The sequence below is a fragment of the Streptomyces sp. UNOC14_S4 genome, from assembly GCF_020740835.1.
Classification (GTDB): domain Bacteria; phylum Actinomycetota; class Actinomycetes; order Streptomycetales; family Streptomycetaceae; genus Streptomyces.
Genome location: NZ_JAINFC010000260.1, coordinates 1 through 10445 on the forward strand (window position 1 = coordinate 1; position 10445 = coordinate 10445).

Here is a 10445-nt window from a genome sequence, read left to right on the forward strand (position 1 = left end):
GGCGGTGATGTCGTCGCGGCCGAAGAAGTGGGCGTGGTCCTCGGGCCGGAAGGGCTCCATGCCGGGGTACGGGCAGGGCACGTCGGCCGGGGGCAGGGCGGCCGCGGGCCGTTCCGGGCGGTACGCGCGGTTGGGCGCGACGACCAGCGTGCCCAGAGTGCCGTCGCTGCGCCGGTGCGGGCGTACCGGCCCGTCGCGGAAGGCCCGGTCGAGGTACGCGTGGATGTCGTCCAGTGTCAGCAGCGGGGGTCCGGACGGGTCGCCCTCTTCCAGGAGGCGCAGCACGCGTCCGCCGAAGAGGGTGTGGCGCTCGCCTTCGGGCGCGTAGGACACGGCGAAGCCGGAGGCGGAGGTGAGGAGGAAGCTGCCGTCGGGGAGCGCCGAGTCGAACACGCCACGCGGGCCGTCGTTCCCGGGCGGCGCCGCGCGTCCGGAGAAGCAGCAGTCGAGCAGCACGACGCTGCCCCCGACGACGCCGCCGAGCAGGTCCTTGACGACGCGGTACGGCACGCCGTGGGCGATCCTGTCCTCGGCGGCGGTGGCGTGGGTGGCGAGGTAGAGCTCGTCGCCGGGGCCCAGCAGGCCATGGCCGGTGTAGCAGAAGAGCACGGTGCCGGTGGCGTCGGTGACCGCCTGTTCCACGGCGGCGAGGACGTCGGCCGCGGGGGCGTCGGCGGGTACGCGGTGTATGTGCTCCTCCGGCATGCCGCACACGTCGCGCAGGGCGCGGGCGAGGTCGTCGAGGGTGGTGTCGACACCGGGCAGGGCGGGGAGCGCGGAGCCGGGCGCGTGGCTTCCGGTACCGACGAGGACGGCGCGGGCGCCCGGTGCGGCCAGTCCGGTCGTACGGGCCGCGGTGGCGTCGCCGGTCATGCCCGTGGTCTCATCCGTGGTCACGTCCGCGATCTTGTTCGCGGCGGGCCGTCGGGCGGTGGCGGTGTCCCGTCGCCGCCGCCCTCCAGGGTGGCGGCCAGCCGTTGGGCCAGGTCGGCGGCCTGCCGGGCGTCGAGCCCCTTGACCTGGGTGGTGGTGAGGGTGAACCGCGTGCCGTCGGGCCGGGTGACCGTGACCGTCTGGCTGCCGCGGCGTGTCCGCACCCAGGCGACGACGGCCCCGGCGAACGCGGCGGCCACTCCCCCGGGTTCGAGCACCGCCTGCACCACGTCGCCCGCGGCTCCCATGGCGCCGGGCGCCGGGCCGCCGTCCGACTGTCTGCGTATCCTGCCGCGCAGGCCCGGCTGTCCGCCGAGCCAGCGCCGTAAGTCATCGAGCCCCGCGGGGCCGTTCACGCTTTCCACGGTGATGGTGGCCTGCATGCCGTGATCGTAGTAAAGGCCCGGGACGGGTGAGAAGTTCTTGACGGGAACCGTATCCGGGGGCGATCGCGGTCAGTACGGCCACGGCGACGAGCACGGCGGGGAGCAGGCCCGCCCAGGGCGGGGCCGTCCGGTGCAGGATCACGGCGACGGCCGCGCCCACGACGAGCGCGGCGAGGCGTACGGGCACCCAGGGGCCGGAGCATGCCGAGGCGCTGCCCGGCCCTCGCACGATGTAGGTGGCGAGGGTGCCGGTGAGGTAGGTCGTGGGCGCGGCGGCGCGGCCGGCGGCGACCATCGCCGCGCACTGGGCGCCCATCGCCGCTGCCGCCCCGCACTGCAGGACGTCCCGGGTCGTGCCGCCGGGCATGCCGCCCGAGGCACCCCATACGGCCGCTCCCGCGGCAAGCAGCAGTATTTCGCCGGTCAGGCAGTACAGCACGGGCGCGGACCACCGCTCCTGGGCGCCCTCACCGCCCCGGGTGACGCGGGCGCCCGCGGCCGTACCCGCGGCGAAGCCGCCCAGGGCCAGCAGCGCCGCGGTCACCTGGGCACCGCGGGCCCGGCCCGCCGCCATGCCCAGCATGGCGAGGTTGCTGGTCATCACACCGGCGAAGACGTGGTCGAGCGCGGTGAAGGAGAGGGCCTCCACCGCGCCGGAGGCGGCCACCAGCACGGCCACCGCGATCCGCAGACGATGTGCGGGGGCGTCGGCACCGTGTCGGCTCATGTGCTGCGCCGTCTCGCCGTTCCGCGCCCGTCTTCGGTGGTCGTTCTTCCGACGGCGCACGGTCGCGACCGTACCGAAGCACGGTCGGCACGGACAGCAGCCGGGCAGGCGGTGGCCCCGCGTTACCCCGTACGGGGGTGGCCGGGCGGGACGACGAGGACGGGGCAGTGCGCGTGGCGCAGGCAGTAGCGGCTCACCGAGCCGTGGAGGAAGCGGTGCAGCGCGCCGTGCCCGCCCTCGCCCATGACGAGCAGGTCCGTGTCGTGGTGGGCGTGGGCCACCAGAGCCCTGCCCGCCGAGGCCCGGACCACCCACGGCCGGACCTGTACGCCGCGCGGCGCGGTGCCGAACGCCTTACGGCATGTGTCCGCCACGACACGGTCGGCTTCCCTCTCCCAGTACGCGCAGACGTCGGCGGGGGCCGGGTACCGGGCGTCCGCCGCTTCCCCTCCGGGCGGTGCCCAGGCGTACGTCGGGCACAGCACGGCACCGTGGCGCGCCGCTTCGCGCGCGCCCTGTCTGAGCGCCTCGACGCTGGCTTCCGACCCGTTCACTCCCACGACGACTCGCTCGACCGTCTCCGACATCGCTCCTGCTCCTCCCGTTCGAGAGTCCGTCCCTTCACCCCACAGTAGGAAATATTCTGATTTGCCCGGTTCAGCCGTACGGACGAGACTCCGGTGGAGGCCGCCTCCTCCGATCGGACGAGGCCGGGCGAGAGAGGCACGGACGGCCTGGATGGCGCGTAGGGCCGGCGCGTGACGACGACCTCCGAGCACGAGCAGCACGACGGCGCCGAACCGGCCCGGATCAAGGCGGAGTTGACCGGGCTGCCGGAGACCCTGTTGTGGACCTTGTGGAACCGGGCCTGCGAGGCGGGGCGCGCGGACGCGGTGCTGGACGATCCGATGGCCGGGGAGCTGATCCAGGCCCTCGACTACCCCTTCGAGGAGCGGCTGGGGCCTCCGCATCCCCTCTTCTCCCAGGTGCAGGGGCTGCGCTCCCTCACCTTCGACCGGACGGTGCGGCAGTACACCGACCGGCATCCGGAGGCGACCGTCGTCGCGCTCGGCGAGGGCCTGGAGACCGCGTTCTGGCGCGTGGACAACGGACGGCTGCGCTGGCTGAGCGTCGACCTTCCGGAGGCCGCCGCCTTGCGACGCGCCGTGCTGCCGGAGCACCCGCGGCTGCGGCTGCTCGCCCAGTCGGCCACCGACCTGAGCTGGCTGGACGCGATCGAGGACCCTCAGCGGGGCACGATCGTCACCGCGCAGGCGTTGATGATGTACCTGCGGCCCCAGGAGGTCAGGGAGATCATCGCCGCGTGCGCCGACCGGCTGCCCGGCGGGGCGCTGATCCTGGACTCGATGCCCCGCTGGATCACCGGGCTGACGCGCGAAGGGAAGATCCGGATCGGCGAGCTGACGATCCCGCCGATGCGCTGGTCGATGGCGCCCGGTGACCGTCACCGGCTGTACGCGGTGCACCCGCGCATCGCGGACGTGCGGGCGCTGACCATGGAGCGCGGGCGCGGGGTGACGGGCCGGTTGATCCAGTACCAGCACCTGGTACCGGTCTTCCGGTCCGTCTCCCCCGCGGTGACGCTGCTGCGGTTCGCTTGAAAGTGTGAACAGGCCCGGCGGGTCAGGCCTCGGTTCCGCTGCGGGCCACGATCCGGTACGCATTGGAGAACCGGGTGCGGCTGAGGACCGGGGCGAGCACCTGGTCCACACCGAACATGCCGATCAGCAAGGGGACCGACGACCAGAACATGGCCTTGCGGGCCATTGTCTGGAGACCGCTGGGCGGACTGGCGTGCCAGGGCTCGTCGGCGGGCGGCAGCGCGTGGCCGAGCATGAGGAGGGCCGCGCCGGTGAGGTCGACCGGAGTGTACGCCTCGCGCCGTTCGACGGCGACGACGGTGCAGCCGAGGGACTCCAGTTCGCGGCGGAGGCTGGCGAGCGGGATGAAGTGCAGGTGCTGGGGCTGCAGGTACGGCAGCCACCAGCGGCCCAGGACCTTGCTCATCGTGCTCTCCGGGTCCGGGACCTCGATGATCAGGTGGCCGCCGGGGGCGAGGACGGTCCGGACGGCGGCCAGTTCCGCGCGCGGGTCGGTGGTGTGTTCCAGGTAGTGGAACATGCTGACCGTGTCGTACCGGCCCTCCAGTTTGGGAGCGAGCTCGGTGAGGAGCCCGCGGTACGCCTCGGCGATCCGGCCGTGGCGCTTGCCTTCCTCCACGCCTTCGCTGACGTCGAGGCCGTCGAAGACCGTGCCCGGGTGGACCGTCCTGGCCGACTGAGGGAAGTGCCCGTACCCGGTGCCGACGTCCAGCCAGCGGCGGGGGACGCCGAACGGGAGGAGGGCGCGGGCACTGGCGAGGTAGCGCTTACGGCTACCCCTGCCGCCGAAGAGCCAGTCCGCATAGGCGGCCCCCAGGCCGTCGTAGAAGTCCCGGTAGTAGAAGTCCAGCCCCTCCGGCGTGAGCTGGGGGTTCTGGAAGGAGTGGGCGCAGTCGCGGCACTGGTCGATCACGAAGGTGCCGGGCTTGCGCTGGAGCAGGTCGACGGTGCGCAGCCGGGTGCGCAGCCGGGAGGAACCGCACCAGGGGCACTCGGTGCGTCTCGGGGCGTGGAAGCGTTCCGTGCCGAGGGCGAGTTCGCGCTGGTAGTCAACGCGGAGCTGGGCGACCTCCTGGGTACGGTTCATGATGTTCCTGGTTCTCCCTGTTGTGTGAGGGCGGCGAATTCTTCGAGGTGCGCCGCGGCCGCGTCGGCACCGCCCGCGGCGCGGAAGGATTCCCGTACACGGCGGGCCGCGGCGCGGTACCGGGGGTCGCCAAGCACGGCGTCCAGTGCGGCGCCGATCGCGCGGCGGTCGGCGCGCCCGAACCGGATGCGGATCCCGGCTCCGGCCGTGGTGATCTGTGCGGCGATCACGGGCTGGTCGTCCCGGATCGGGGCGACGACGAGGGGCACCCCGTGCAGCAGGGACTCGGCGACGGTGTTGTGTCCGCCATGGCAGACGACTGCCGACGCCCTTTGCAGCAGGGCGGGTTGCGGCACCCTTTTCATCGCCAGCACGGCGTCGTCGCCCGGGAAATCGCCGAGCACTTCGCCCGGGTCGGCGATGACGGCCTGGACATCGCGGGCGCGCTCCCTTACGGCGGCCGCGCACTCGGTGAGGAAGCGGTTCCCCAGCTCGGTGTTGGCGGTGCCGAGGGAGATCAGGACGGTGTGCCGGCCGGGGTCCAGGCGCTCCCACGGGAAGGCATCTGTATCGGGCCGCCCGGCGAGGGCGGGGCCCACGAAACGGGTCTGCGGGGGCGCGGCGCACTCCCCCGTCAGGGCGGTGGTGGTGAAGGCGAGGACGAGATCGGGCGAGAAGCGGGGGTCGTGCGTGCGCGCCGGGTCGCCGAGCGTGGCGCGCAGCCCGCCCAGCAGCTCGTGGATCCACTCCTCCACCTTGGGCATCCCGGCGAGCGCGGCGGAGAACTCGGCGGAGGTGGTGGCGGAGGTGGCGTGGGGGACGCGGAGCCGTTCGGCCGTCAGGGCCCCGGCGAGCGCCTGCTGGTCGGCGACGACGACATCCGGGCGAAAGGTGTCGACGGCGCGTTCCACCCCGGGTGCCATCGCCGTGGCGAGCGGCACGAGGAAGTCCTGCCAGAGGAAGCGCAGTGCCGCGACCCCGCGCAGTTCAGGGGGCCTGCGCAGATCGGCGGGTGCCGCGCAGGCGTGGACCTCGGCGCCGGGCCCCGCCAGTTCCCCGACGAGTGCGGGGAGCCCGGCCCAGGCGACCCGGTGTCCGCGCCGGGTGAGTGCGGCGGCCACCGCGACGGCGGGGTTGACGTGCCCGACGAGCGGCGGCACCACGAAGAGGAAGCGGCTCATACGCGGACGGCCTTCACCCGCTGCCGGTGCCCCGCCCCGAGCCAGTCGAGCATGAGCGCCCCGACGGTCCCCGGGTCGCCCACGAGAACGGAGTGGCCGTGACCCGGGACCAGGTGGGTGCGGCAGTCGGGCAGCAGAGACTCCAGCCGGGGCGCCATGCCCGCGAGGTCGGAGGTGCCCCCGTACACCGCGAGGACGGGCAGGTCGAGTTCCCGCCAGCGGTCCTCGGCGGGTATGCGGCTGGCCGCGATGTCGACGGCGATCGTCGTCCCGCGCAGCACCGGGCGGGCCCGGCGGGCGTGCCGGGCCTCGTGCAAGCCGTAGGTGTGCTCGAGCCAGGGCAGGCTCCGCTCGTCGCGGAGCCGGTGTGCCGTGTCCGCCAGCAGGGCACTCATCTTCGCCGCCCAGGCCACGGTGGGCGGCTCGGACTCCACGGTCAGGAGGCCCGCGACCCGGTCCGGACGGCGCAGGGCGTAGTCGAAGGCGACGGTGCCGCCGAAGGAGTTCCCCACCAGGTGGATCGGCCCGGTGATGTCCAGGCCGTCGAGGAGGGCGACGAGGTCGCCAGTGAAATCCTCCAGGCGGTAGCCGGTGGCGGGGCGTTCGCTGCGGCCGTGGCCGCGCTGGTCGTACATCACCACGTCGTGTCCGGCCGCCGCGAGGGCCGGGGCCACCGTGAAGTAGTAGCTGGTCAGGTTGTCCATGGCGATGCCGTGGACCAGGACGACGGTGTCCCCGCCACGTGGTCCGATGCGTACGGCGTTGAGGCGCGGGCGGCGGGCCGTCGTCACCCCAGGCGCCCTGCGATGTAGTGGACCATCCGGCCGACGGAGAGCTCGATGATCTCGGGCAGTTCGAGGGAGGCGAAGAAGGCCGGGAAGTCGACCCGGTCGCCGTAGCGGCGCCCGAGCTCGCCGGTGAGGGTGACGATGTCGATGGACTCCAGGTCGAGGTCCTCGACGAAGCGGGTGTCCATGGTGACGGCGGTGCCTTCGAGGCCGAGCTCGGGGAGCACGGTGTGCAGCGCCTCGGTGAGCTCGGCGAGGACGGCGCGCTCGTCGGTCCCCGGGAAGGACCCCTGGAAGGTCTCCGGGAGGGGGGTGACGGCGTCGGGCGTGGGGGTGGTGGTCATGAGGGACTCTCCTCGTGGTGCTGCCGGTGGGTGTCCTCGGTCCAGGCGACGACATAGCGGCGGGGCCGCAGGCCCGCCGGGTTGCCGGTCTCGGCGAGGGATACGGAGTGGGTACGGCCGGAGGGCGTGCGGACCGTCAGCCGGTCACCGTCCGCGGCGGTGACGCGGAAGTCGCGCGGTCTGCCGCGCAGGCCGGTGCCTTCGGCCTTGGCCGCGGCCTCCTTGGCCGTCCAGAGGCGGGTGAGGGCGCGCGCGTCGCCGCCGAGGCGGTCGAGGAGCGGGAGTTCCTCGGGGGCCAGGACCGCGTCGCGGGTGGCCTCCGGCCGCTCGGTGATCTCTTCGATGTCGATTCCGGTGGGGACAGTGCCCGCCGGGCGTACGAGGGCGACCGCGGCTTCCGCGCAATGGGCGAGGGACAGATCCAGGGGCGGCAGTTGGCGGCCGTGCACGCCTTCCGGGTGCGGTCGGCCGCTGTCGTCGTTGCGCACCCGGATCTCGGCGGGGAAGACCGGGCCCGCGCCGTGCTGCCACAGGTGGTGGCGTACGGCGTCCTTGGCGGCGATCCGGCCGAGCAGCCACTGCTGTCTGCCGCGCGGCGGGCGGGCCGCGTAGGCGTCCCGTTCGGCGCCGCCCAGCAGGTTGCGCATCATCAGTTCGCGGGAGGCCGGGTCGGGGAAGTGCTCGAAGACCAGGTGCCAGCCGCCGGGTTGGACGCGAGCCAGGGTGCTGTGCTCGGGCCTGCGCCGGACGGCGTCGGTGGCGGGCGGGGAGTCGAACCGGCGGTCCTCCCAGCCGGTGATCTCGCACCAGACGGTTCCGCGGTGGCTGAGCTGGATGTCCGCGGCCAGCAGGGTCTCGGTGAGGGAGGTGATCCGGACGTGGCAGTCGAGGCGTTCCCCGGCCGCGGGTTCCGGGCCGTGGAAGCGGATCTCGCGGATGCCGACCGGCAGCACGACGGTGCGGTCGGAGCGGGTGGCCATCAGCCAGTAGCCGAGGAGCTGCCCGGCGTTGTCGAGGAGCGCTCCGGGTGCGGGCGGCGCACTGACGACGCCCCGGACGTGCCGTGCGCCGAGCGCGGTGATGGTGGTGACGCCCTGGAAGAGCGGGCCGTGGAACATCCAGCGCTCGTCGTATATGCGCCGGGCCGAGACAGTGGGGGCCTCTTCGTCGGCCGGGACGGGCCAGCGGGCGGGCGGTGCCGGGTGGCGGGGTGCGGTCTCGACGGCGGCGCGCGCGTACCGGCCGAACTCGACGGTGTGACGGCCGCCGCGCCCCGGGGCGGTCCGTACGGACACGGTCACGTCGACGGCGGGCTCGGCGACCAGCCAGGCGAGGAACCGGGCGTCGCGGACGGCGACCGTGACACCGGTGCCGGGCGTGGCCGCCGCCTCCGCCATGTGCTGGATCATGGTCGTCGCGGGGACCACCGGCCAGCGGTCGCCGCTGTCGGGCCAGTCCGGCCGCTGCCGGTAGAAGCAGTGGTCGGTGAGGTAGGGCATGGTGTCGAGGGCCACCCGGAGCGTGGTGGTCCGGACGCGATCGGCCGCCGCGTGGGGCGGCGTCACCGGACCGGATGTCCTGGCCGCCGGGATCGCCGGCTCCGGGGCGGGCTCGGCCGTCCGGGAGCCGGAGTGCGCCGCGAAGAGGGCCGCGGCCGTGTCGGCCGTCTCGGTCAGCAGAGCGCGCAGTTGTGCTGCCTCCGGGAACCGCTGTGCGGCGGCATCGAGTCGTCCGGCTCCTGGTGCCGCTGTGCCCTCGCCGGTGAGCGCGTCGCGCAGCACCATGCGGAGCCGGTCGCGGGCGGCGGGTTCGAGGTGGACCGGCCCGGCGTCCAAGCCGAGCCGTACGCCCGGCCGGGCCGACGCCGCGGGCGACGGGGGCGGCGGGACGGTGCCGATGGCGCGGCCTCCCCCGGGGGCCAGGGCGGCGAAGTCGGGATCCGTCCCGTACGCCCACAGCCCGGCCACCGCCCGCCGCAGCTGGCCGAGGCCGTCGCCGCCGGAGGTCCCGGCCGTGACCGCCACGTGGTCGCGGCCGGCGAGGATGTCGTCCACCAGGGCGGGCAACTGGCCCTGGCCCGCCTGGACGAAGGCCCGGAACCCGGCCGCGTGGAGGGATTCCACGAGGCCGCGGAACCGGACCGGCTCCAGCAGGTGCCGCACGGCCAGGTCACGGACGTCCGTCTCCCCCTCCGGGAACGGCGCGCAGGTCGTGCCCGACCACACGGGCACCGAGGGTCGGTGCAGGGTGAAGCGCCCCATCGCGTCCCTGATCGGCCCCAGGTAGGGGGCCAGCATGGGCGTGTGGAAGCCGGACGCGAAGGGCAGCGTGCGGCCGAGCACGCCGTCGCGGCGCAGCCGTTCCGTGACCGTCGCCACCTGGGTCGCGGGGCCGCAGACCACGGACTGGTGCGGGGCGTTGTCGTGGGAGAGCACGACGTCGCGGATCCCGGCCAGGGCTGCCTCCACCCGGTCGGCGGGCGCCCCGTAGGTCACGAAGACCACGTCGGGGACGCGTAGTTCCAGGGGGTCGAAGTCCCGCAGGAAGGCGTCCACTTCCTTGTCGGCGAAGATCCCGCCGACCGCCATGGCGGTCCACTCCCCCACGCTGTGCCCTGCCAGGGCGTCGGGGGCGGCACCGGCGCGGCGCAGCGCGCCGGCCAGGAGCCGTCCGGCGTCGACGACGGCGGCGCCGTGCTCGGCCACGGCGCCGGCGCGGGCCTGCTGCCAGGTGGGCCGGGGCAGTCCGAAGTGGCGGGCGACGTCCTCGCCCTGGGGGGCGAACCCGGCTTCCAGTCCGGGGAAGAGGAAGGCGGTGCGGCCTCCGCCTCCGGCTCCGAGCAGGGGCCAGGGCGCGAACCACACCTCGCGGCGGCCGCCCCAGGCCAGGCCGCGGGCGACCACCTTCCGGGCCAGCGCGAGACGCCCGGGCCCGGGCCCGGCCACGGCCAGCCGGGTGCCACCGGCCGTCCCGGGGCCGGTTCCGGGGCCGGTGCCGGTGCCGGGAGCGCTGTCAGCCATGGCGCGCAGGTCGGCGTCCTCGGCGTCGAGGAGCGCGCGCAGTGCCTCGGGGGTGTCCGCCGCGATCCGCAGGACCGGTTCAGGTTCGTCGACGTGCAGGGGCGTGGGCGCGGTACTTCTCCTGCCCTCGGTGAGGATGCCCGCCGCGGAGATGCCCGCCGCGGGGACGCCCGTCGTGGAAATGCCCGCTGTGGGGACGCCCGTCGTGGAAATGCCCGCTGTGGGGACGAATTCCTCCAGGACCACATGGGCGTTGATGCCGCCGAAGCCGAAGGCGTTCACCCCGGCGCGGCGCACGTCCGCTTCCCCCTCCCAGGGGCGGGCCACCAGGGACGGGCGGAAGCGGGTGGCGAGCAG

The 10445-nt window shown here is 74.4% G+C and carries 9 protein-coding genes and 1 pseudogene; 1 reads left to right on the forward strand and 9 read right to left on the reverse strand.

What is annotated here, in order from left to right:
- From K6I34_RS22270 to K6I34_RS22285, 4 genes and pseudogenes are all read right to left on the reverse strand, one after another.
- Positions 1 to 897, reverse strand: a pseudogene (locus K6I34_RS22270) (caspase family protein); the annotation flags it as partial.
- A complete protein-coding gene (locus K6I34_RS22275; RefSeq protein WP_229328094.1) occupies positions 894 to 1316 on the reverse strand; it encodes a hypothetical protein in 423 nt (140 codons plus the stop codon). The gene K6I34_RS22275 and the pseudogene K6I34_RS22270, both read right to left, overlap by 4 nt.
- Positions 1264 to 2106 (reverse strand): DUF1275 family protein, encoded by an 843-nt coding sequence (locus tag K6I34_RS22280; protein ID WP_229328095.1) that lies wholly within the window; start codon positions 2104 to 2106, stop codon positions 1264 to 1266. The genes K6I34_RS22275 and K6I34_RS22280 overlap by 53 nt, the downstream gene beginning before the upstream one ends.
- A 62-nt stretch (positions 2107 to 2168) precedes the next feature.
- Positions 2169 to 2633, reverse strand: a complete 465-nt coding sequence (locus tag K6I34_RS22285) for a universal stress protein (RefSeq protein ID WP_229328096.1) — start codon at positions 2631 to 2633, stop codon at positions 2169 to 2171.
- Between the two features lie 171 nt (positions 2634 to 2804).
- On the opposite strand from K6I34_RS22285, the gene K6I34_RS22290 reads away from it, so the two are divergent.
- On the forward strand, positions 2805 to 3668 hold the full coding sequence (locus tag K6I34_RS22290) for a class I SAM-dependent methyltransferase (RefSeq protein ID WP_229328097.1): 864 nt from the start codon (positions 2805 to 2807) through the stop codon (positions 3666 to 3668).
- Between the two features lie 22 nt (positions 3669 to 3690).
- Here K6I34_RS22290 and K6I34_RS22295 read toward each other — a convergent pair whose 3' ends face one another.
- The 5 genes from K6I34_RS22295 to K6I34_RS22315 form a co-directional block, all read right to left on the reverse strand.
- Complete coding sequence (locus K6I34_RS22295; RefSeq protein ID WP_229328098.1) at positions 3691 to 4755, reverse strand: class I SAM-dependent methyltransferase; 1065 nt, start codon at positions 4753 to 4755, stop codon at positions 3691 to 3693.
- Positions 4752 to 5936: a glycosyltransferase gene (locus K6I34_RS22300; RefSeq protein ID WP_229328099.1), complete on the reverse strand. Its 1185-nt coding sequence runs from the start codon at positions 5934 to 5936 to the stop codon at positions 4752 to 4754. The genes K6I34_RS22295 and K6I34_RS22300 overlap by 4 nt, the downstream gene beginning before the upstream one ends.
- Positions 5933 to 6727 (reverse strand): alpha/beta fold hydrolase, encoded by a 795-nt coding sequence (locus K6I34_RS22305; protein WP_229328100.1) that lies wholly within the window; start codon positions 6725 to 6727, stop codon positions 5933 to 5935. The genes K6I34_RS22300 and K6I34_RS22305 overlap by 4 nt, the downstream gene beginning before the upstream one ends.
- Positions 6724 to 7068 carry an acyl carrier protein gene (locus tag K6I34_RS22310; protein ID WP_229328101.1) on the reverse strand — a complete coding sequence of 115 codons (345 nt, stop codon included), beginning with the start codon at positions 7066 to 7068 and terminating at the stop codon, positions 6724 to 6726. Before K6I34_RS22310 ends, K6I34_RS22305 begins: the two co-directional genes overlap by 4 nt.
- On the reverse strand, positions 7065 to 10445 hold a 3381-nt coding region (locus tag K6I34_RS22315; protein ID WP_229328102.1), incomplete at its 5' end, for a 4'-phosphopantetheinyl transferase superfamily protein. The genes K6I34_RS22315 and K6I34_RS22310, both read right to left, overlap by 4 nt.